Genomic DNA, 21,142 nt, shown 5'->3' with positions numbered 1-21,142 from the left:
CCGGCACACGGCTCAACATCACGCCGCCACAATAAAGACAGCGAACCCAATGGCGCGAGGCGCGTCGAGCAACCGAGATAGCGTTGCGGGCAGCGGCGCGGCATCGGTTGCTGGATGCTGCGGCAACTGGCCCGTACTTCGTGCGCGATACGCGATGCATGTGTCGCGACAGCAAGCCGCCCTCCGGCTGGAGCGCGGCGAACAGCGCAGGCGCCGATCAGAACTCCTGCCAATCCTTGTCGGTGGCCACCGCGGCGGCGGACTGCAGGCGACGCGCTGCGGTCGGCGCCGGCGCCGGACGGGCGTAGCTCCTCGGCTTCGGCGCCATCGCCAGGACCGGCTGGCGCAGCGGCGCGGCGTTCTCTTCCAGTTTGAACAAGGCCACCGCCTGCGCCAGTTCGGTCGCCTGCTGCTCCATCGACCGCGCCGCGGCGCTGGCCTCTTCCACCAGGGCCGCATTCTGCTGCGTGCTCTCGTCCATCTGGGTCACGGTCTGGTTGACCTGCTCGATGCCGGCGTACTGTTCCTGCGAGGCCGCGGAGATCTCGCTCATGATGTCGGTGACGCGCTGCACCGAGGACACGATCTCCTGCATGGTCTTGCCGGCCTGGCCGACCAGCGCCGAGCCTTCGGCGACACGGCTCACCGAGTCGTCGATCAGTTCCTTGATCTCCTTGGCCGCGCTCGCCGAACGCTGCGCCAGGGTGCGCACTTCCGAGGCGACCACGGCGAAGCCGCGGCCCTGTTCGCCGGCGCGCGCCGCTTCCACCGCGGCGTTGAGCGCCAGGATGTTGGTCTGGAAGGCGATGCCGTCGATGACCGAGATGATGTCGGCGATCTTCTTCGAGGACGCCTCGATCCCGCTCATCGTGCTGACCACCTGGCCGACCACCTCACCGCCTTCCGACGCCACCGTCGCGGCACCGGCCGCGAGCTGGTTGGCCTGGCGCGCGTGATCTGCGTTCTGCTTCACGGTGGAGGTCAATTCCTCCATCGAGGCGGCGGTTTCCTCCAGGCTGGCCGCCTGCTGTTCGGTGCGGCGCGACAGGTCGTCGTTGCCGGTCGCGATCTCGCTGGCCGCGGCATTGATCGACACCGCCGAATGCTTGATCCGGCTGACGATTTCGGACAGCTGCTCGGCGGTGGCGTTGGCGTCGTCGCGCATCTGTGCGAACACGCCGCGGAACTCGCCGTGCATGCGCGCGGTCAGGTCGCCGGCGGCGATGGATTGCAGCAAGGCCGACAGGGACTGCAGGTTGCCGTCGGCAGTGGTCATCAACTGATTGAGGCTCTCGACCATGACCCGGAAGTCGAACTGGAAACTGCCCGCATCGCCGCGGGCGCTGAAGTCGCCGTCGGCGGCGGACTGCGCCAGCTGCTTGATCTGGCCGTTCATCGCCGACAGGTTGGCCTTCACCTCGTCCATGGTCTGGGTCAGCACCGCCTTTTCGCCGGGCAGACGGTCCATGTCCTGGCTGAGGTCGCCGATCGCGTAGCGGCCCATGATCTGCGCCAGCTTCAGCTTGACCTCGATATGCGAGCCGACCACGGCATTGGTTTCCGCCGCCATGCGCCCGTAGTCGCCCGGGAACGCCGAGGCGTCCATGCGGAAACTGATCTGGCCGGCGTCGTGGCGCTTGGCCATGTCCAGCTGCGCGGCGATCAGGCTGCGCAGTTGCTGCTGCATGCCATGCATCGCGCCCAGCAGGCGCCCGGTCTCGTCGTTGGCCAGGGTCTGCACGTCGTTGTCCAGATCGCCGCGCGCGATCGCCTCGGCGGCGCGCGTGGCGCGGCTCAGCGGCACGGTGAGGCTGCGAGTGATCAGCCAGGCCAGCAGCACGCTGACCAGCACCACCGCGACGCCACCGCCGATCAGCATGGCGCGGCCATGGTCCATTGCCGCATTGGCGTCGTCAAAAGCCTTCGCGCCGCGCTGGCGCTGGCGCTCCGAATACGCGTTGATCGCGTCCTGCCACTGCTGGGTGGCCGGCGCGGCCTGCTTCATCAGCACCTGCAGCGCCTCGTCGGACTTGTCGTTCATGCCCAGATCCAGCACTTGCTGGTTGGCGGCGCGCGAGCGTTCGTAACCGAGATCGATCTGCCTGCGCATCTCCGCGCCGGTGGCATCGGTCACCGGAACCGCGTAGAGCTTGTCGTGGACCTCGCTGTATTTCTGCCGCTGCTCGTCGATGCGCTGGGCGAACTGGATGTTCTCTTCTTGCGTGGTCGGCAGGACGATATTGCGCAGATTGACCGCGATGACCGAACTGGCCTCGCGCATCGCGCTGGTGTATTCGAGGAAGGTCATGTTGCGCTTGACGATGCTGTCCATGCGTTCGCGCGCCTGCGCCAGGGTCATCAACCCGGCGACGACGAGCGCGCAGGAAAGCAGGATGAGTACGCCGAAGGCCGCGGAGAGTCGCGTACCGACGTTGTAGCGCTGGAGGAATCCGATCATGGAGGTACCTACTGGGGGAATGGAATGGAAAAGCGCCATGCCTGACAGGTGCGGAACCGGGCACGAAATCGAAAGGCGGAAAAGCCTCGGCGCAGCGCGAGCGCCAAGCCTGATATTTCAATTTCGAGACAGTTTTACGCAACGCAAGCGTCGGTGCTTGGGCCAAGTAACGGCGGCCCCCGCGGATTCTTGATGCGCAATTGTGCATATTTTATTGAACGCCCTCATACAGGTGAGCGGCGTGTGTAGGCAGGCCGCCGCAGCGGCCGCGACGCGACCGGATCGATGAAATCCGCGTGAAAAATGCGCCTGGCCGGCGCCCGGCGAGGGGTCGCGGTACGCAGTGGCGGGTCGTTGCGACCCGCATGCCCTTCGGGATCTAGCTCAGGCCCAGCGGCCGACGCGGTGCGGATCGGTGCACACGCCGCTTGCGTCGCATGCCCGGTGCGCACGCGGATGGACGGCCGGCGTCCGCTCCGGACCACGCCGGGGCGGACGCACGGCAGTCGGATGGCCTACTCGGCCAGGTTGGTGCCCGCGCCGGCCGTGGCGATGACCTTGGCCTTGACCTGCGCCGCCGGAATCGCGGTATAGACGTAGCCGATCGGCTGCGGGAACGTCGTCGACGAGATCCAGGTCGTGGCGTTGGCGTAGGGCTTGCTGGTGCTGTCCGGCACGCTCCAGGTGATGCCGCCGCCGACGTAGTTGTTGATCAGGTCCCAGTAGCCGATCTCGCTGCTGTCGCGCGAGGTCACCGGGTTCTTCGCGTTCTCGAAGTAGTTGGCCTCGATCAGCGCGATCCCGCCCATGCGCACGTTGATGCCGGAGGTGAGCACATTGTTGAAGTAGTTGTTGTAGATGTGGCTCAGCCCGCGGCGTTGCAGCGGCAGCCGCGACTCCACGTTCTCGAAGCGGTTGTGGTGATAGGTGGTGCGTGCGGCGGCGTTCTTGGTGTCGTTGTCGCTGTAGCCGTTGAGCGCGACCTTCTGGTAGTCGTGCACGTAGTTGTACGACACGGTGACGTGGTGGGCACCCTTCTTCATGTCGATGCCACCGTCGAAGGAGGCGTCGCCGGCGCCGGAGCACTTGGTCAGCGAGGCGAACACGGTGTTGTGGTCGATCCAGATATTGGACGGCTCGCCGCTGGAATTGCCTTCCAGCGAGATCGAGTCGGCGTCCTCGCCGCCGGGCAGCAGGCCGATGGTCATGTTGCGGATGATGATGTTGTGCGCATTGCCGCCCACCCACAGGCCGAAGTTCGCCGAGGAACCGTTGGCGCCCTTGATGGTGATGTTGCTCTTGTTCTTGATCTGCACGGTCTTGGCCGGCAACTGCCACTGCGCGCAGACGTTGCCGATGCTGGCGAAGTTGAACTGGCCGGTGTAGTTCAGCACCAGGCCGCCGCTGCCGGAATAATTATTGATCGCGGCCTGCATCGCCTCCATCGTGGCGACGTTGATCGGGATCGCGTTGCCGCCGCCGGTGGTGGCGGCGCCGTAGCCGACCGGGCCGGCGACGGCCGGCGATACGCAGAAAACCAGGGCAAGCGCGAGCGCGCCCTTGAGCGGCTGGATGTTCATCAGACTCTCCCATCTTGCAGCGATAGATGCCTGACGCCCTCGCGGACGCGATGGGCGATGGCACGGGGCGTGGGGGCCGGGCGCAGTCTTCGCCTGGCGCAGGGGCCGGCGCAATCGGCCAAAGCGGGAAGCTAGATCCGCACCTACGATCGCGCCGCAAGACATGCGGAACAGACACGAACGGACAGAGGGAGACAGACAACGACAGGCGAAGACAGGCGCCCGCAACGCACTCGCGCGCGACGTTGCAGGCGTGCCGAAGACGACGAAGAACCGCGATGCAGCGTCATCGGCACGACGCTCGGCGCCGCCCGCCAAACGCGCTCGCTTCGCGGCGGAGACATTCGCGCGTCATTGGCGCATCTGCCGCACATGCAGCCGATGTTGCGCGTGCAGCATGCATCGGCGCAGGCGACACCGGCCGAGCGCCGGCGCCAACGATCGTGCGGACGATCGGAAACGCTACGGGCCGACCGGTGCCGGCGTGATCCTGCCGTGCTCGCGCGCCGCCCACGACACGCGCTTCTGTGCGGACCCGAGCAGCGCGGTGGCGCGGCTGTTGTGCGGCCGCGCGGTATAGAGGATCCACTTGGGCAAGCCAGGCAGGCGCGCGTCGGCGTATGCGACGCGCCCGTGGTCGAAACGCAACAGGCGATAGACCCAGAACAGGTGCGGCTTGCGGTCGCGGGTCAACGATGCATCGGCCCAGACCGGCACCAGTTGCAGCAGTCCGCAGCCGGCACGCTGCGGCAGCGTCCGGTAATCGTCGGCACTGGGTTCGTGGGTCTCCACGTCGATCAAGCGGTAGCCCTCGCCGTCGGACAGCAGCACCCGGCGCCAGGCGTTGCCGCCGGCCAGGCCGACCCCGCCGCTGCCGAGGGTGACGATGAAATCCGGCCGCCGGTCGTGGTTGAGATCCGCCGTTTCCACGCCGTGGAATCCCATCGGCGAGCCGCCCAAGGCGACCGGCGCGACCAGGGCGCGATCCTGCGCATCGAACAGTTGCAACATCGGCATGTCGGTGAAGTCGAGCTGCAGGCGGAGACCGGCATGGCGATAGGTCGTGATCCCGTCCCAGCGCATCTTGCCGCCATCGGCCGGCTCCAACGCCTGGACCTTGCATGCCGCGCTCGGCGGCGTGCCGGCCCAGGGCGGGTATTGCGGATGCCAGGCGCTGGCCAGCGGCGCGGCCGCCAGCAGGCACAGCAGCGCGGCCAGACGCGACGCGGCGCCGTGCCATCGCTGCAACAGGCGTGCGCGTGGCGGCGCCGTCGTCGCGTGGATCCGGCGCATGCGCATGGCCAGCGCAACGTGCGCCATTCTGCTCGGCGCTACGGCACTACATGCAGCGATCGCGACGGCGGCGCCGATACGGGTTGGCACGATCCTTCTCCCTGCGTGCGAATGCACGCGGGCGCGTGCGGCGCGGCACTATCGCCGCGCCGGCGATATCGCGCAAGCGGCGCGCAGCCGCCACGCGCCGCGCAGCCCGCGAACTCAGCTCACCGCGTCGATCTGGTTGTCGGCGCGATCGGCGTCGGGCAGTTTGTGCTCGGGATCCAGGGTCACGTGCAGCACCTTCTGCGTGCTCGGCACGCGGACCTGCGGCTGGGTCTGCTGGATCCAGGTCTCCACCGGCACGCGCTGGTCGAGGTGGCTGCCGTCGGCGAAGTCGATGCGCAGCGTCGCCGGCATCACCAGCTTCTGCCGGCTCTGCAAGGTCACCAGCAGGCCCTTGGCCGGATCGTGTTCGACATAGCTGGCCGCGCGCACGCCCATGTCCAGCTGCCAGTTGTTGAGATACCAGCCGCGCCACCACCACGACAGGTCCTCGCCGGATTCGCTTTCCATCAGCCGGAAGAAATCCGACGGCGTGGGATGCTTGTACGCCCAGGTGGCGATGTACTTGCGGAACGCCGGGTCGAAGCGCGCCGGGCCGAGGATCTGTTCGCGCAGCAGCACCAGGCCCAGCGCGCCCTTGAAGTAGGTCAGCGAATGCCGGTAGGTCTCGCTGGTGGCGTCGGCGCGGTCGAGCAGGTTCGGCGCCTGCGCATCGGCCAGCAGCGGCAGGATCTCGTCGACCGGGTTGCCGCCCTTGGGCGCGTACTCGCTGTCGCGCTTGGGCGCGAATTCACCATGGTTGATCGCATCGGAGGCGTAGACGTCGATGAAGGTGTTGAAGCCCTCGTCCATGAACGCGTAGCGGCGCTCGTTGGAGCCGACGATCATCGGGAACCAGCCGTGGCCCAGTTCGTGCGCGGTGATCCAGAACAGGTCCTTGCCGCCGTCGTGCATGTCGTCGAAGACGATGCCCGGATACTCCATGCCGGCGCCGTGGCCGCCGAGGTTCACCGCCGCCGGCCACGGGTACGGATACCACTGCGAGAAATGCTCGATCGATGCCTTGACGAACTCGGTGGAGCGGTCCCACTTGTCGGCACCGACGCCTTCGCGCGGATACACCGACATCGCCAGCGCATGCTTGCCGTCGGGCAGATTGATGCGCGCGGCGTCCCAGACGAACGCCGGCGAGGCGGCGAAGGCCACGTCGCGGGTATGCGCCATGTGGAAGCGCCAGGTCTGGGTGCCGCTGGCGGTGGGCCGGCTGGCCGCGTCGCCGATTTCGGCGGCGCTGCGGATCGCCACGGTGCGGTCGCTGGCCGCGGCCTGGGCCAGGCGCTGGCGCTGCGTGGCGGTCAGCACCTGCGCCGGGTTCACCAGCTCGCCGGAGCCGGCGACCAGGTAGTTCCAGGGCACCGTCACCGCGTAGTCGAAGTCGCCGTATTCCAGGTAGAACTCCGCGCCCAGGTAGGGCTGCGTGTCCCAGCCGCGTTGGTCGTCGTACACCGCCATGCGCGGATACCACTGCGCGATCTCGTAGATGTCGCCGTCGCCGGTCGGGGTGACCGCGGTGCGCCCGCCCCAGGTGCCGGGCACCGTGTAGGCGTAGTCGATATGCAGCTTCAGCGCCTTGCCGGCGCCGGCCAGCGGTTGCGGCAGGTCCACGCGCATGCGCGTGTCGTCGATCAGGAAGTTGGCCGGCACGCGCTTGCCGCCCTGCTCCACTTCCACCTTGGCGATGCGGTAGCCGTCGCTGGACGGCGCCGGCGGGCGCTCCGCCCGCGCCGGGCGCACGCCGCGAGCGCGCGCGTCGGCGCGGTAGATGTTCTGGTCCAGCTGCAGCCACAGCACGTCCAGCGTGTCCGGGCTGCGGTTGCTGTAGGTGATGGTTTCCTGGCCGCTGAGCGAGCGGGTGGCCGGATCGATGCTGGCGTGCAGGTCGTAGTCGGCGCGGTTCTGCCAGTACAGCGGCCCGGGCACGCCGCCGCCGCTGCGATAGGCGTTGGCCGGCTGCGGCAGTTGCAGCGGCGCGAACAGGGCCAGCGGATCGTAGCCGCCGGCGGGCGCGGCAGCGGCCGGCGCGGCGGCGCTGGCCTGGGCGAAGGCGACGAGGGAAGCGCAAGCCGCGGCGAAGCCGGCGCGGCGCAGGGCATGGATCATGTGGGGCGTCCGTGGGGAGGATCGCCCCCGATGGTAGGCCGAAACGGGGTGGTGTGGATGTGCCGGTCGGCGTGGTCGTCGGTGTGGACATTCAGCGCAGGCGGGTGGTCCGTCGCTTGCGTTTGTCGCGGCTGAAGCCGCTCCTACACGAACCTGCAGGGAACCGGCTGGGCTCACTGTAGGAGCGGCTTCAGCCGCGACGAGCGGAGCGATACCTCATCGGCGCAAGCAAGGCATCCGAGCCGGAGTGACGGCCACCGCACACACCACGCCTCACCCCAACAACGTCTCCAGCACCGCCATGCGCACCGCCACGCCGTTGGCGACCTGGCGCAGCACGCACGACTGCGGGCCGTCGGCGACGTCGTCGGTGATCTCCACGCCGCGGTTGATCGGGCCCGGATGCAGCACCACCGCGCCCGGCGCGGCGCGGCGCAGGCGCTCGGCGGTGAGGCCGTACTGCGCGTGGTAGCCCTCCAGCGAGGACACCAGGCCTTCCTCCATGCGCTCGCGCTGCAGGCGCAGCATCATCACCGCGTCCACGCCGTCGAGCATGGCGTCGAAGTCGTCGCCGACCACGCAGCCGTCCAGGGTGCCGTCGTCGGGCAGCAGCGCCTGCGGGCCGCACACGCGCACTTCGCCGGCGCCGAGCGTGCGCAGCGCGTGCAGGTCCGAACGCGCCACGCGCGAGTGCTTGACGTCGCCGACGATGACCAGCTTGAGCTTGGAGAAATCGCCGCCCTTGGCGTGACGCAGGGTCAGCATGTCGAGCAGGCCCTGGGTGGGATGCGCGCTGCGGCCGTCGCCGGCGTTGATCAGCGCGGTGCCCTCGCCGGCCGCCTCGGCCAGACGCTCGACCGCGCCGTCTTCGGGATGGCGCACGACGAAGCCGCGCACGCCCATCGCTTCCAGGTTCTTCAGCGTATCGCGCGCGGTCTCGCCCTTGCGCGTGGACGAGGTCGAGGCGTCGAAGTTCAGCACGTCGGCGCCGAGCCGCTGCGCGGCCAGTTGGAACGAGCTGCGGGTGCGCGTGGACGGTTCGAAGAACAGCGTGCACACCGCGGTGCCGGCCAGCACGTTGCGCTTACCGACCCGGCCCACCGCCGCGTCGCGGATCTGCCCGGCGCGGTCCAGCAATTGCAGCAAGGTCGCGCGCGGCAGACCTTCCAGGGTCAGCAGATGGCGCAGGCGCCCGTTCGAATCGAGTTGCGGGTCAGTCATGGCGGGTCCGGGCAGGGGATCAGGAAATGGGAGTGGCGTCGTCGGGCGCGGCCAGCCAGCGCTCGATGATCACCGCGGCGGCGACCGCATCCAGCGCGGCGGCGTCGCGGCGGCGCTTGCGGCCGGCGGCGCGGTCCACGGCGAAGCGCTTGGCCGCCTCGACCGAACTGGAGCGCTCGTCGACCAGCACCACCGGCACCTTATAACGGGCGCCGAGTTCGCGGGCGAAGGCATGCGCGCGCTTGCGATTGGGTTGGTCGGCGCCTTCCAGGGTCAGCGGATCGCCGACCACCAGGCCGTGCGGGCGCCATTCGGCGTACAGGCGGTCCAGCGCCGGCCAGTCCGGCCCCTGCGCGTGCACATCGACCACGGCCAGGGCGCGCGCGCCGCTACCGAAGCTGCTGCCCACGGCCACGCCGATGCGGCGGTTGCCGACGTCGAAACCGAGCACGGTGCCGTCGCGGCGAATCGTGCCGGCAGCAGCGCTGTCCGCAGCGGGCGCACCCGGCTCAGGCATGCCCGCTGTAGTCGGTGAGACGGAACAGGTCCACGCCGATGCGGCCGGCGGCGGTCTGCCAGCGCCGCTCCAGCGGCAGCTCGAACAGCAGTTCGGCATCGGCCGGCGCGGTCAGCCAGCTGTTCTCGCCCAGTTCGTATTCGAGCTGGCCGGCGCCCCAGCCGGCGCAGCCCAGCGCGACCACCGCGTTGCGCGGACCGTCGCCGCGCGCCATCGCTTCGAGCACGTCGCGCGAGGTGGTCAGGAACAGGCCGTCGCCGAACGCCAGGCTCGAATCCCAGGCGCGTTCGCCGTCGTGGATCACGAAGCCGCGTTCCGGATGCACCGGACCGCCGCTGAGCACCACCTGCTCGCGCAGCGCGTCGTCGATGGTGTCGATGCCCATCTGCGCCAGCACTTCGCCCAGCGTGTATTCGGAGGCGCGGTTGACCAGCACGCCCATCGCGCCGTTGGCGTCGTGCTGGCAGATCAGGGCCACGCCGCGCGCGAAATTGGGATCGGACAGCGCCGGCAGCGCGATCAGCAGTTGGTTGGCCAGGGGGGTAGGCAAAGCGGACATGGCCCCATTCTATCGTCCCTCCCGCGCCGGCGCTGCGCCGGGCCGGAGCGGACTGCCATAATCGCCCCGATCGCGCACCGTCGCGCCGCCAAGGATGCTGTCTCGCATGGAAACCGCCCCCGATCTGCCGCGCCAGACCCGCGCCTTCATCGTCCTGGTGGCGCTGCTGCAGGGCGCGCTGCTGTACCTGGCCCAGCGTGGCGCCGATGCCGGGTGGTGGCCGTTCGCGGCGCTGGGCGGCCGGGTGTGCTGGTACACCCTGGTGCTGACCGTGCCGACGCTGACCCTGCTGTCGGTGCGACGCCTGGGCGAATTGCGCCTGTGGCAGCACGCGATCGCCGTGGCGCTGCTGGTGGCGGCGCTGTCGGCCTGGGCCGCGTGGAGCGCCACCGGCGCGCCCGGGCTGCGCAGCGAAGAAGTGCTGGTGCCGTTCGGCATGGCCATCGCGCTGGGCATGTTCGTGCTGCTGCCATGGCTGCAGTGCCGGCTGCAGCATGGCCACTGGCAGGCGCCGTACCGCGAATTGTTCGAACATGCCTGGCAGAACGCGCTGACCCTGGCCCTGGCCTGGCTGTTCGTCGGCATCTGCTGGCTGGTGCTGTGGCTGTGGGGCGCGCTGTTCGCGCTGGTGAAGCTGGAGTTCTTCCGCGAGCTGTTCCGCCAGAGCGCGTTCGCCTACCTCGCCACCGGCATCATGTTCGGCCTGGGCCTGCTGATCGGCCGCACCCAGCAGCGCGCGGTGCAGGTGATGCGGCAGATCCTGTTCGCGATCTGCACCGGGCTGCTGCCGTTGCTGGCGTTCGTGGCGGTGCTGTTCGCGCTGAGCCTGCCGTTCACCGGGCTGCAGCCGCTGTGGGAAACCCGCGCCGCGGCGAAGATCCTGATCGCGCTGGTGGCGGCCCTGGTGGTGTTCGTCAATGCGGTCTACCAGGACGGCACCGCCACCGCGCCCTATCCGCAATGGCTGCAGCGGCTGATCGACGCCGGCCTGCTGAGCCTGTCGCTGTACGCGCTGCTGGCGTTGTACGCGCTGTGGCTGCGCATCGACCAGTACGGCTGGAGCGCGGAGCGCTTCAACGGCGTGCTGGTGGCGGTGGTCGCGTGCGGCTACGCGTTCGGCTATGCGTGGGCGGTGCTGCGCCCGGACGGGCGCTGGCTGCGGCCGCTGGCGCCGGTCAACCGGGTCATGTCCTGGGTGGTGATCGCGCTGGCGCTGGTCACCAGTTCGCCGCTGCTGGACCCGTACCGCATTGTGGTCGGTAGCCAGTTGCAGCGCTTCGCCGACGGCCGCACCGCGGCCGCGGACGTGGATCTGTACTACCTGCGCTTCGACAGCGGCCGCCGCGGCTACCAGGCGGCGCAGTCGCTGCGCGACGCGCCGGGCTTCGCCGAGGACCCGGCGCAGCACGAACGGCTGCAACGCATCCTGCAACGCACGCAGCGCTGGGGCGACGACGACGGCGACGCCAGCGGCGGGAAGCGCACGCAAGAGCGCATCGCCGCGCCGGCCGAACTGCGCCAGCACATCCCGCTCGCCGCCGGCAGCGCCGATCCCGGCGATGGCTGGTGGCAGGCGCTGCTCGCCGGCACTCTGCAAGACGGCGGCTGCCGCCAGCGCGAGGACCGCTGCGTGCTGCTGGTGCGCGACCTCGACGGCGACGGCAGCAGCGAAGCGCTGCTGTGCAACGACAGCGACAACTTCGGCATGGAATGCCGGATCCATGCGCACCGCCAGGACCGCTGGCAGGACGTGGCGCACGTGCATTTCTCGCCCAGCGACGTCAATCGCCCGGGCGCGGCGTTCGACGCATTGCGCGCCGGCAAGCTGGAACTGGCGCCGCGGCGCTGGCCGGACCTGACCTTGCCCGATGCGCAGCGCGCCGAAGTTTCCCCCGAACACGACCAGGACGACTGACGGAATCCGCCCGACATGACCAGCTATTGCGACATCGCCCCCGGCCACGCGCTGCACGGCCCCTACCACGACGACGAATACGGCGTTCCGCAGCGCGCCGAATCCGACCTGTTCGAGCGGCTGGTGCTGGAGATCAACCAGGCCGGGCTGAGCTGGGAGCTGATGCTGAAGAAGCGCGCCGGCTTCCGTGCCGCCTACGCCGGATTCGACGTGGACACGGTCGCCGGCTACGGCGAGGCGGACGTGCTGCGCCTGCTCGCCGACCCCGGCATCGTCCGCAACCGGCTCAAGGTGCACGCGGCGATCCACAACGCGCAGGTGATCCAGGGCCTGCGCGCCTCGCATGGCGGTTTCGCCGCCTGGCTGGACGCGCACCATCCGCGCGACAAGGCCGAATGGATCAAGCTGTTCAAGCGCACCTTCCGCTTCACCGGCGGCGAGATCACCGGCGAGTTCCTGATGAGCCTGGGCTATCTGCGCGGCGCGCACCGCGAGGACTGTCCGGCCTTCGCGCGCGTCGCGCGGCTGGATCCGGCATGGATGCGCAGCGCGTGAACCGTTCTGCGGCGCATGCGCATGCGTGTGTCGCAGACGCCGCATCGCAGTGGACGCCACGGACACGGCCGACACCGTGGGCGGCGGCAACGCTGCTTGCGCTGGCCCCCTTCAGCGCGGCGCAGGCGCGTGCGGCCGATACCGCGACGACGACGCTGCCGCAGGTGCTGGAACAACTGCGCCGCGAGATCGAGGCCGAACCGACCACCGATCCCACCCCGATCGACACGGTGCTGCAGCGCCACGCGGACAGCACCGGCCTGAGCTTCGACATCGCCACGGCGGGTGCGGACGGCGCCGCGGCGCCGCCGCCCATGCAACCAGCCGGCGTCACCGCCGCCGAATGGCAGGCATTGCGCACGTACCTGGGTGCGGCGAGCACCATGCAGGACGACGTCTCCGAAAGCGGCAACCACCACTACACCCTGCTCGACCTGGACGAAGACGGGCAACGCGAGCTGCTCGACACGGCCTATGTCGGCGGCACCGGCCTGTTCACCGAGATCGCGGTGCTGCGCCGCGATGCCGCGCGCGGCTTCCTCGCTCCGCCCCACCCAGCAGCCGACGCGGAACCGGCAACGGCCGCGTTCAGCATCAACGGCCGCGGCAGCGACCAGTCCCTGTACTGGCTGCGCATCGACGGCCGCAGCTATGCGGCCTATCGCGACGGCGACTATTTCCAGGACACGCTGACCCTGTCGCGCCCGCTGTCGCCGCTGCCCGGCGAGCGCAGCAGCCCGCGCGTGCTGCAGGTGCGCTACCGCTACCGGCATACGCTGGCGCCGTCGCCAGATCCGGCGCAGGCCACGCCCGAGGACCAGGACGCGGCGCGCTGGCTGGCGCAACACCCGCAACTGCGCGCAGTCGCGGAGCGGGAATTGCAGCGCCTCGGCTTCGATGCGCAGGGCCGGCAACGCAGTCCGGATCCGAACGCGCGCTGCCCGTTGCCGGCCGGGATCGAAGATCCCGAGGAACGCGCGCAATGGCCATGGCGCGATGCCGGCCACTACACCTTCGACTACGTCGCCGACCTGCGCCTGCGGCACGGATCGGACTGCTACAGCGCCAGCATCGTCGCCTTCCGCAGCAGCTACCTGACCTCCTACGCCGCCTGCTGCGCGCTGTGGCTGTACGCCGCGCCCGGCCAGCAGGCGGTGGCCGTGCCGTTGCTGTCCGTGCGCGAGCGCGCCGGCGTCGCGGTGATCGCGGCTACGCCGGCTCAATGAGCGCCGCCGGCTGAGCGTCTTGCGCCGCGCGCCGGCACGGTCGACGCGGTCTTGCCATGGCATGCACGGCGCTTGCACGCCGCCGCCGGCATGGTCGGCGCATGAGCCTGCGCATCGGCATCTCCGGCTGGCGCTACCCGCGGTGGCGCGGCGTGTTCTATCCGCCCGACCTGGTGCAGCGGCGGGAACTCGAATACGCCTCGCGCTGTTTCCGCTCGGTCGAACTCAACGGCTCGTTCTACTCGCTGCAGACGCCGAAGAGCTATGCCGCCTGGCACGACGCAACGCCGCCCGGCTTCGTGTTCGCGGTCAAAGGTCCGCGTTTCGTCACCCACCTGAAACGGCTGCGCGATTGCGAGCAACCGCTGGCCAACTTCTTCGCCTCAGGCCTGCTCGGCCTGGGGCCAAAACTGGGACCGCTGCTGTGGCAGCTGCCGCCGTCGCTGGCCTTCGACCACGCGCTGCTGGACGATTTCCTGTCGCTGCTGCCGCGCACCAGCGAGGCCGCGCTGGCGCTGGCCGGCAAGCGCGACGCCGCGCGCATGCGCGAGCGCAGCCTGCTGCATATCGACCGCAACCGGCGCCTGCGCCATGCGCTGGAGGTGCGCCACCCCAGCTTCGCCACGCCCGCGGCGATCGCGCTGCTGCGCAAGCACCGCGTCGCCCTGGTGCAGGCAGACACCGCCGGCAAGTGGCCGTACCTGGAGGACGTGACCGCCGATTTCCTGTACCTGCGCCTGCACGGCGACGCGCAGCTGTATGCCAGCGGCTACAGCGACAAGGCGCTGGACGCCTGGGCCGAACGGATCGACGCCTGGCATCGCGGCGGCGAGCCTGCCGCGGCGCAACGCGCAGGCCCGGCCGCCGCGCGGCGCGCGCGCCGCGACGTGTATTGCTACTTCGACAACGACATGAAGGTGCATGCGCCGTTCGATGCGCGGCGTCTGGCGCAACGGCTGGGCGTGCCGACGCCGTGTCCGGATCGCGAGTCGCCAACGGACACGGCTGAAGAACGCGACTGAGACACCATCACCGCGACAGGCGCGCCTGCCAGAACGGCGACTGCGGCCAGCGCCGTTCGCGCGCATACAGCGAGCGGCGCACGCGCAGGTGCTCGGTGAAGCGCGCGAATACGCGATCCTGGTAGCTCGCCAGCGCCGCCGGCCCCGCGCCGTGCAGATGCTGCGCAAGCGCGTGCCCCGCCGCCTCGCCGTCCTGCAAGGCCTTGACGATGCCCTGCGCGGCGAGCGGATCGTAGGCGCTGGCCGCGTCGCCCACCGCCAGCCAGCGCTCACCCACCACGCGGCTCAGGATCGCCGCCGGCGCCAATGCCGCCAGCAGACCGCCGTTCTCCGGCAGCGTCGCTGCGCCCTGCTGCAACCAGCGCGCGACATGCTGCGTGGCGCTGGCCGTGGCCGACCACACCGCGGCGTCGCGGTAATGGCGTTGCCGCGCGGGCTCCACCGCCAGCGCCACCACCATGCGCTTGCCCGGCAACTTGGCCGCATACCACCAGCCGTCGTGGCAGGCCTCCAACAAGGCCTGCGACGGGATTGCCTCGGGGCGCTGCAGCGCGACCACGGCCGCGACGAATCCCAGGCAATCGACTTCGTTGCGGGCCACGCCCAGGCGCCGCACCGCGGCCGCGGCGATGCCGCTGGCATCGACCAGGAATCCGGCCGCCAACTGGCGACGGCGTCCGTCCTCGCCGCGCAGTTCCAGCAGGTAGCCGCCGTCCTCACAGCGGCCGATGCCGCACAAGCGCAGGCCGCGCAGCGACGTGCCGCCACGCGCGGGCACCGCAGCGGCCAGCATCGCGTCGAAGGCGCCGCGGTCCACATGCCAGCCCTTGCCTTGGCCGGCGACGATGAAATCGTTGTAGCCCAGCTCGGGCTTGCCCCAGCTCGCGCAGCTGCCGGCCGAGGGCAAGGGCGCCTGCGCCAGGAACGCGTCCCACACGCCCAGGCGCTGCAGCACCGCCCCGCTGGTCGGCGGCATCGCCTCGCCCAGCCGCCAGCCGGGCGCGCGGCCGAGATCGATGACCACCGCATCCTCAATCCCATGCGCGGCCAGCGCGAGCGCGGTGGCGCAGCCGGCGGCGCCGCCGCCGACGATCGCCACGGCGTGGCGGTCGCTCGCCGCGCAGCCGCTCGCCAGCCTGCGTGCTGCCATGCCTGCGATCAGGTCTTGGGCGGCGTGTACTTGGGAATGTCCGCCATCGGCCACGGCGCCACGTAGTCGCTGCCGATGTCGAACAGGCTCTGCACTTCCAGGAAGATATTCGCGGGATAGGCGGGCTTGCCGTCGGCGGCAGGAATATGCGCGCCACTGATGACGAAGCCGACCTTGGCCCAGTTGTCGACGAAATCGTGGTACTGCTGGAAGCGCCCCACTTGCGCTGGGTAGTCGCTGTCGGTGCCGATGCCGCGGACCGAATACACCTGCTGGCCCACGGTCCAGGTCAGGTCCTCCTGATCGAAGGTGCACAGCGAGACCGGATACACCGCAAACGGCCGTTCGGCCGGCCATGACCAAAACAACGTGTTGTTCACGTCCGGATTGGGATCGGGCAGATGGGTGGCGCATGAGTTGTAGTCGGTGTGCCAGGGCACCGACATGAACTTGGAGATGTCGCCTGGCTCCACCGGCTGGGTCTGCAGCGGCACGTAGCCGAAGCTCAGGAACGGTGCGCCGGGCGTCGCCTTGCTGTAGTCCAGCGGTGCCTGGCGCACCCGGAACGGCCCGCAATCCTGTGCCTGCCAGTCCTGCACATAGAGGTTGACGTCGCGGATCGGGAACGACACCTCGATGCCCGGGCTGTAGCGGCCGCCCAGGCAGTTCTCCAGGGTAATGCGATCCAGCGTCTCGCCCGGTCCCAGCGCCGGCCCGGCGCCTTGCGCGTAGGTCTTGTTGTGCCACTGGCCGAGCAGGAAGTACTGGGTCGGGCTGACGGTCAAAAAACTCTTGGCCGCATCGCCGAGCGACAGCGGCATCATCGGCGAGCCGGTCTTGATGTCGGCCGCCGAGTCCGGGTCGCGAATCAGCGTCTTCAGGTTGGGGATCTTGACGGTGGGATCGTCGCTGGGCGTGATCGCGCCGATCATGTCGTGGCCGCGGATCGCAGCGGACGGCAGGTTGGTGTTCCAGCGCTGCAACATCGCCGCATGGAAGATCGGCTGGATGTCGTCGCTGAAGGACGGCTGGTAGCTGGCGACGAAGCCGTTGCCTGCGTAGAGCGAGGGCACCAGCCCGAGCTGGCGCACCCACACGTCGTAGACGTCGTCCCAGGTCGAGACCACGTTGCGAGTCTGCGGCGCATAGCCGGGATCGCCAGTGACGTACCAGGCGCCCTGCACGCTCGCGCTGGAGCCGTCGTCGAACAGCAGCACCGCGTTGACCGGGCCGTCGGCGGCGTCGTCGAACCACAGGCCGTTTTCGGTCGCGTCGTTCAACGGCGGCCATTGTCCGTTCTGCACCACCGCCACCGTCCTGGCGAAACCGCCGGCGACGATCAGCCCGCCGCCCTGCTCCACGTGCAGCTCGCCCAGCGAGTCGATCGGACCGAGCGGTTGGTGCAGCTGATGGAAATCGTCAGGAAAGCTCTTCGGATAATCCACCGTCTGGATGCTGCCGGACGCATCGGCGTAGCTGGCCGCTGTGGACTTGTCGAAGTCGACGAGCTTGCCGGTCCCACTGGCGGCGCTGATCGCACGCGGGCCGGGATCGATGACCAACTGGCGCAGGCGGGTCGGATCGTGGGGATCGCTGGTGCCCGCATAATCCGGATTGCGCAGCTGCAGCGGGCTCTGCGACGAAGGCGGATACGCCTCGATGCCGATGAACAGATTGCCCTTGCTCACCGTCGAATAGTTATTGAGTTTCTTGTTGGCCAGATGCACGGTCCAGACGATGTCCTTGACCGTCTTGCCGTCGATCGTGCTGCCCACATCCACGCGCGTGCCGCCACCGTTGGGATACGTGCCGGAACTGCCGCTGGGATAGGCGTAGATGTGGAAACGCGCGGCCTGGCGCTTGACGTTGCCGTCGGCATCGCGGAACTGGTCGGCGGTGATCGGCGTGGACTCGGTGCCGGGCTGCACCGGCAACCCGCCCATCAGACCATCGGCGCCGCGCGCGCCGGCCGCGGTCACCGGCGCCAGATAGAACTCCTGGCTATCGCCGACGCGGCCGATGCCGATCGCCGGATGCACTCGAAACACGTTGCTGGACATGATGATTTGCTCCTGATCCGAATGGAATGGCGCGCATCAGCGCTGCGCGGCCGGCCGCGGCGCCGGCGGCGCCTTCTGCGGCAGCTGCGCCTGGAAGTAGTCGTTGATCACCACATGGCTGATGTTGACGTTCAGCCCCGGCAACGACTGCGCGCGCGGATCGGGCGAAATCACCTGGGTGGTGTTGTGGCAGGCGAAGCAGTTGTTCTGCGTGCTCTGCACCTGGGTGAAGGTCTCGATGGTGGAATTGGACAGGCGCATCGAGCCGGTGAGCAGCGGCGATTTATCCGGTGGCACGCACTCCAGGGACGAGCCGGGCTGGAAGGTGCAGTTGGGCTGCAGCGCGTCCAGCTGGTTGAACCAGATCGCGCCGACCTCGAAGTAGTTCTTCCACACATCGTTCAACTGGCTCTGCGCCGAGGCGTTCATCGACATGATGTTGGGGATATTGCAGTCCGTCGCCCCGGGCGGACACGGCTTCTCCCCGCCGTACGGCACCATGCGGCACACCTGGGTGACCGGGCTCAGCGTCTGCGTCTGCGCATTCAAGGTCAGCGCACCGGAACCGGCTGCGTTGAGATTGCACTGCTTGAACGGCGTGCCGGCCTGATAGAACGTCCAGTCCTTGCCGGAGACGATGTCGTTCGGCTGCATCTTCTCCATCGGCTGCGGCAGGTCCGGCGCATTGGCCTGGTGTTCGAAGGTGGCCCAGATCATTTCCGGATGGCCGTTGACCGTGCCGCCGATGTGGAAGCCGACCAGCGCCACGGTCTGGGTTTCGGTGTCGGCGGTGGCGACGATCTTGCCCTTGCGCATGGCCAGCTTCGCGATCTGCGCTTGGCGCGTATAGAACGTCGACACGTCCTCGCCCGGCTGCACCACCTTCCACGCCGCCTTCAGGGTCATGCTGTCCACCGGGAAGGCCTTTTGCGGATCGAATCCACGCAGCGCCTGCGGATCTTCCAGGTTGTTGCTGGCGATGAACTGGCCGAAGACGTCGTTGGAGTGGATCGAGTAATAGATCGCGCGTCCCTTGCGATCTACCAGCACACCGTCCGGCCCCGCCTGATCGATCAGCTCCACGGTGCGCGCCTGCTGCGAGCGGCCGATCAGCGGATCCAGCACGCCGTCGGCGACACCGCCGATGCCGTCGGTGGGCATGGTCAGGAAACGCGGCTGCCCGCCCACATCCTGGGTCAGCCACAGGAACGCGTTCCACGACCACTGATGGAACTCGCAGTTGCTGCTGGATGCGAATCCGGCCGAATCCGGTGGCGGCGTGTTCGCGTGCGGAAACCAGTCGGCTTGTGGCAGGCATGCGGGCGGCATGGGTCGGGTCGCCGTCGCCGTCGCCGTCGCCGACGGACGCGCCACAGGCGCAGGCCCCTGGTCTGGACCGGTGGGAGAATGGTTCACGGCCGAACACGCCATGACCAGGATGCAGGCAACCGCCGCGAACCCTATCGCACGCTTCATCGCATTCTCCTTCGGTGCTCGAAAGACAGCTGAAAACGCCACTTCCATGACGGCGCGCGGCCATGCGGCAGCTCGCGATGCCGAACCGGCAAGCGCTTAAATATCTAGATCGGTTTCCCCATCGCAGGCACGATGACTCCCGTGAATCGCGTCATGTCATTGCGCGTATTTCCCTCGCCTGCGCAGCCAGCATGCGCCGCCGTCGCGCGTGCCCACAAGGCCATTTCGTAGACACACGGGATATCCCGTAGACAGTTGCATCCACGGCCGCATGGCGGCAGTCGCTGGATCGGGGCGTGTTCGTGCGGCATGCAGTGCGTATCGATGGAATGCGTCTGACGCGCGCTTTTTGCGAAACAGCTGCGGCATGCAGGGAATCGGAGCATCGTTGCGAAGCGCCGAGCAGCGTGGCATCCGCCCTTGCCGTTCGACGCGGCACCATACGCATCGCGCCAAGCACACCAAGCAGCAGGCGCAGCGGCCTGCCACTCACACGCCCATGTAGCGCCCGGAGCGGTGGTTGAACATCAACACCAGGCTCAGCACCACCGCACCGATCGCCGAATACAGCACCTGCTGCGGCGACAGCACGAAGAACGCAGCGAGCATCAGCGCGCCATCGAAACTCATCTGCACCTTGCCCGCGCTCCAGCCGCGGCTGCGCTGCAGATAGACCGCCAGGATCCCGACGCCGCCGAGGCTGGCGCGGTGGCGGATGAAGAACAGGATCGCCAGCCCGACCAGCGCGCCGCCGACCAGCGCCGAATACAAAGACGTCATCGCCGAATACTGCGCCCAGCGCGGCAGCAGATCGGTCAGCACCCCGCAGGCGGCGACCGCGACGAAGGTCTTCAAGGTGAATTCCCAGCCCATGCGCCGCACCGACAGCCAGTAGAACGGCAGGTTCACCAGCACGAACATCAGGCCGAAGTTCCAGCCCAGCGCGTAGTGCAGCAGGAACGCCACCCCGGCCATGCCGCCGATCATCAGCCCGCCCTTGGCGAACACTGCCAGGCCCAGCGAGGCCACCAGCGTCGCCAGCAGCATGCCCTGGATGTCTTCGGCCACGCTGTGCCGCAGCGCCTGCGCATCGAGCGCGGTGCCGGCCGAATCCGCCGGCGGCGTCAACGGCCCGGAGGTGACGACGGTGCCGTCGTCGGGCAAAGGATCCAGGTCCGGACGTAGATCGGAATCGGGGAGGCTCACGGGAATAGGCACGACGCGGGGTGCGGTATTAGACACCAAGCCGGGTGGTGGTTGCAGGTGAAACTTCGTCCGCGGATCGCGAGCGCATGCCTGACCGGCGCTGCGTCGCCACCCCGGGATGCCGCTCAGCGCGGTGCCGGCAAGTTCACATGAATCGGTTGCTGCAGCAGAACGTTGAACACCAGCACGAAGATCGCCAACGCAAGGAATGGGGCAGCGATCGCCAGCCATCCCCACGTCCACGCGGTGAACCGCTCCTGCGGACGTTCGGGCAAGCCGCGCGCCCGCTTGAAGCGGACCAGGCGATGGTTGATCGCGAGCAGCGGCGTCCACGACAACAGTGCCAGGAACGACAACCGCGACGGCCATGCCGACAGCAGGCTCAACCCGACGTAGACCAAGGCCGGCCCCCACCAACCCAGCGCCGCGCGACGATGCGCGCCAATCAAGCGGTCGAGCGCGCGGAAGCAGGCGAAGATCCAGATCAGCGAGAACACCGAGCGCCACACCGGCGAGATTCGCCGGCGGCCGGAGATCAGGCGGATCGCCTGCCAGTTGCGGTAGAACCAGTACAGCGCGTACCAGCCGAAGGTGGTGGCGCACAGCAGCGCCAGCTTGGCCGCCGACGGCGCGAACAGCGTGGACAGGGGATCAGTGGCAGGGGCCATCGCGGGCGCGGCATCAGGCAGCGCGGCG

16 protein-coding genes are annotated in these 21,142 nt (G+C 68.9%); 4 read left to right on the top strand and 12 right to left on the bottom strand.

The window, feature by feature from the left end; genetic code table 11:
- Positions 1–217 precede the first annotated feature (217 nt).
- The 7 genes from HEP75_RS06705 to HEP75_RS06675 all read right to left on the bottom strand — a co-directional run bounded on the left by HEP75_RS06705 (position 218) and on the right by HEP75_RS06675 (position 9,836).
- Positions 218–2,458 (bottom strand): methyl-accepting chemotaxis protein, encoded by a 2,241-nt coding sequence (locus HEP75_RS06705; RefSeq protein WP_185825891.1) that lies wholly within the window; start codon positions 2,456–2,458, stop codon positions 218–220.
- Positions 2,459–2,973: 515 nt separating this feature from the next.
- A complete protein-coding gene (locus HEP75_RS06700) occupies positions 2,974–4,038 on the bottom strand; it encodes a polysaccharide lyase family 1 protein (protein ID WP_185815718.1) in 1,065 nt (354 codons plus the stop codon).
- A 462-nt stretch (positions 4,039–4,500) separates the two neighbouring features.
- On the bottom strand, positions 4,501–5,331 hold the full coding sequence (locus HEP75_RS06695) for a hypothetical protein (RefSeq protein ID WP_185825890.1): 831 nt from the start codon (positions 5,329–5,331) through the stop codon (positions 4,501–4,503).
- A 204-nt stretch (positions 5,332–5,535) separates the two neighbouring features.
- Positions 5,536–7,539 (bottom strand): M1 family metallopeptidase, encoded by a 2,004-nt coding sequence (locus HEP75_RS06690; RefSeq protein WP_185825889.1) that lies wholly within the window; start codon positions 7,537–7,539, stop codon positions 5,536–5,538.
- Positions 7,540–7,812: 273 nt separating this feature from the next.
- Positions 7,813–8,760: an aspartate carbamoyltransferase catalytic subunit gene (locus tag HEP75_RS06685; RefSeq protein WP_185825888.1), complete on the bottom strand. Its 948-nt coding sequence runs from the start codon at positions 8,758–8,760 to the stop codon at positions 7,813–7,815.
- Positions 8,761–8,779: 19 nt separating this feature from the next.
- Positions 8,780–9,277: a Holliday junction resolvase RuvX gene (gene ruvX / locus HEP75_RS06680; RefSeq protein WP_185815714.1), complete on the bottom strand. Its 498-nt coding sequence runs from the start codon at positions 9,275–9,277 to the stop codon at positions 8,780–8,782.
- Positions 9,270–9,836, bottom strand: coding sequence for a YqgE/AlgH family protein (locus tag HEP75_RS06675; protein ID WP_145701939.1), 567 nt, complete (start codon positions 9,834–9,836; stop codon positions 9,270–9,272). The genes ruvX and HEP75_RS06675 overlap by 8 nt, the downstream gene beginning before the upstream one ends.
- A 106-nt stretch (positions 9,837–9,942) precedes the next feature.
- Here HEP75_RS06675 and HEP75_RS06670 point away from each other — a divergent pair, with 106 nt between their 5' ends.
- From HEP75_RS06670 to HEP75_RS06655, 4 genes are all read left to right on the top strand, one after another.
- The gene (locus HEP75_RS06670; RefSeq protein WP_185825887.1) at positions 9,943–11,751 is read left to right on the top strand and encodes a DUF4153 domain-containing protein; all 1,809 of its coding nucleotides are present in this window, start codon (positions 9,943–9,945) and stop codon (positions 11,749–11,751) included.
- 15 nt (positions 11,752–11,766) lie between these two features.
- Positions 11,767–12,306, top strand: a complete 540-nt coding sequence (locus HEP75_RS06665) for a DNA-3-methyladenine glycosylase I (protein WP_185825886.1) — start codon at positions 11,767–11,769, stop codon at positions 12,304–12,306.
- On the top strand, positions 12,288–13,532 hold the full coding sequence (locus HEP75_RS06660) for a hypothetical protein (protein ID WP_185825885.1): 1,245 nt from the start codon (positions 12,288–12,290) through the stop codon (positions 13,530–13,532). Before HEP75_RS06665 ends, HEP75_RS06660 begins: the two co-directional genes overlap by 19 nt.
- Before the next feature lie 101 nt (positions 13,533–13,633).
- Positions 13,634–14,554, top strand: a complete 921-nt coding sequence (locus tag HEP75_RS06655; RefSeq protein WP_185825884.1) for a DUF72 domain-containing protein — start codon at positions 13,634–13,636, stop codon at positions 14,552–14,554.
- A gap of 7 nt (positions 14,555–14,561) precedes the next feature.
- Here the strand turns inward: HEP75_RS06655 and HEP75_RS06650 are convergent, their stop codons facing one another.
- The 5 genes from HEP75_RS06650 to HEP75_RS06630 form a co-directional block, all read right to left on the bottom strand.
- A complete protein-coding gene (locus HEP75_RS06650) occupies positions 14,562–15,704 on the bottom strand; it encodes an FAD-dependent monooxygenase (protein ID WP_255424022.1) in 1,143 nt (380 codons plus the stop codon).
- A gap of 8 nt (positions 15,705–15,712) precedes the next feature.
- Positions 15,713–17,764: a LodA/GoxA family CTQ-dependent oxidase gene (locus HEP75_RS06645; RefSeq protein ID WP_185825883.1), complete on the bottom strand. Its 2,052-nt coding sequence runs from the start codon at positions 17,762–17,764 to the stop codon at positions 15,713–15,715.
- Between the two features lie 36 nt (positions 17,765–17,800).
- Positions 17,801–19,093, bottom strand: coding sequence for a hypothetical protein (locus HEP75_RS06640; RefSeq protein ID WP_255424021.1), 1,293 nt, complete (start codon positions 19,091–19,093; stop codon positions 17,801–17,803).
- 636 nt (positions 19,094–19,729) lie between these two features.
- Complete coding sequence (locus tag HEP75_RS06635) at positions 19,730–20,446, bottom strand: YitT family protein (RefSeq protein ID WP_185825882.1); 717 nt, start codon at positions 20,444–20,446, stop codon at positions 19,730–19,732.
- Positions 20,447–20,571: 125 nt separating this feature from the next.
- Entirely contained in the window at positions 20,572–21,114 is a 543-nt protein-coding gene (locus tag HEP75_RS06630; protein ID WP_255424020.1) for an MFS transporter permease, read from the bottom strand.
- Positions 21,115–21,142: the final 28 nt, after the last annotated feature.

It is taken from the genome of Xanthomonas sp. SI, from assembly GCF_014236855.1.
GTDB lineage: Bacteria > Pseudomonadota > Gammaproteobacteria > Xanthomonadales > Xanthomonadaceae > Xanthomonas_A.
Note: the sequence above shows the minus strand (reverse complement) of the source record. Positions and strands in the feature narration are given on the sequence as shown.

Excerpts from the sequence above, each read along its gene's own strand:
- HEP75_RS06660 (WP_185825885.1), top strand. The coding sequence starts at position 12,288 with ATGGATGCGCAGCGCGTGAACCGTTCTGCGGCGCATGCGCATGCGTGT.
- HEP75_RS06640 (WP_255424021.1), bottom strand. The coding sequence starts at position 19,093 with ATGCCGCCCGCATGCCTGCCACAAGCCGACTGGTTTCCGCACGCGAAC.
- HEP75_RS06700 (WP_185815718.1), bottom strand. The coding sequence starts at position 4,038 with ATGAACATCCAGCCGCTCAAGGGCGCGCTCGCGCTTGCCCTGGTTTTC.
- HEP75_RS06705 (WP_185825891.1), bottom strand. The coding sequence starts at position 2,458 with ATGATCGGATTCCTCCAGCGCTACAACGTCGGTACGCGACTCTCCGCG.
- HEP75_RS06675 (WP_145701939.1), bottom strand. The coding sequence starts at position 9,836 with ATGTCCGCTTTGCCTACCCCCCTGGCCAACCAACTGCTGATCGCGCTG.
- HEP75_RS06670 (WP_185825887.1), top strand. The coding sequence starts at position 9,943 with ATGGAAACCGCCCCCGATCTGCCGCGCCAGACCCGCGCCTTCATCGTC.
- HEP75_RS06695 (WP_185825890.1), bottom strand. The coding sequence starts at position 5,331 with ATGCGCCGGATCCACGCGACGACGGCGCCGCCACGCGCACGCCTGTTG.
- HEP75_RS06665 (WP_185825886.1), top strand. The coding sequence starts at position 11,767 with ATGACCAGCTATTGCGACATCGCCCCCGGCCACGCGCTGCACGGCCCC.
- ruvX (WP_185815714.1), bottom strand. The coding sequence starts at position 9,277 with ATGCCTGAGCCGGGTGCGCCCGCTGCGGACAGCGCTGCTGCCGGCACG.
- HEP75_RS06685 (WP_185825888.1), bottom strand. The coding sequence starts at position 8,760 with ATGACTGACCCGCAACTCGATTCGAACGGGCGCCTGCGCCATCTGCTG.
- HEP75_RS06655 (WP_185825884.1), top strand. The coding sequence starts at position 13,634 with ATGAGCCTGCGCATCGGCATCTCCGGCTGGCGCTACCCGCGGTGGCGC.
- HEP75_RS06645 (WP_185825883.1), bottom strand. The coding sequence starts at position 17,764 with ATGTCCAGCAACGTGTTTCGAGTGCATCCGGCGATCGGCATCGGCCGC.
- HEP75_RS06690 (WP_185825889.1), bottom strand. The coding sequence starts at position 7,539 with ATGATCCATGCCCTGCGCCGCGCCGGCTTCGCCGCGGCTTGCGCTTCC.
- HEP75_RS06630 (WP_255424020.1), bottom strand. The coding sequence starts at position 21,114 with ATGGCCCCTGCCACTGATCCCCTGTCCACGCTGTTCGCGCCGTCGGCG.
- HEP75_RS06650 (WP_255424022.1), bottom strand. The coding sequence starts at position 15,704 with ATGGCAGCACGCAGGCTGGCGAGCGGCTGCGCGGCGAGCGACCGCCAC.